The following is a 237-nucleotide window of genomic DNA, read 5'->3' on the forward strand; positions in this document are numbered from 1 at the left end:
TACTACATCTTCGGGATTTTCAACATTGCTATTCAAATTCCTTACATAATCTAAGGAAATAATATCCCTTTTACTTGCGTTCCGCATTGCGGATAAAATTTGCCGCCTAATACAAAGACAGGCAAAAGTTTTAAATGCAGCGCCAGCGTCAGATTTAAAAAATCTTACCGCCGATACAAGGCCTATGCCACCCTCTTGGACAAGGTCGTCAAAATCAACTCCGGAGCACTTATATTG

General features: G+C 40.1%; 1 protein-coding gene. It reads right to left on the reverse strand.

Annotation, left to right across the window (positions count from 1 at the left end; all coding sequences use genetic code 11):
- The coding region (locus tag UU7_RS18085; protein WP_274378303.1) for a sigma factor at nt 1-237 on the reverse strand (237 nt) is incomplete at both ends.

The organism is Rhodanobacter spathiphylli B39 (assembly GCF_000264295.1).
Lineage (GTDB): Bacteria > Pseudomonadota > Gammaproteobacteria > Xanthomonadales > Rhodanobacteraceae > Rhodanobacter > Rhodanobacter spathiphylli.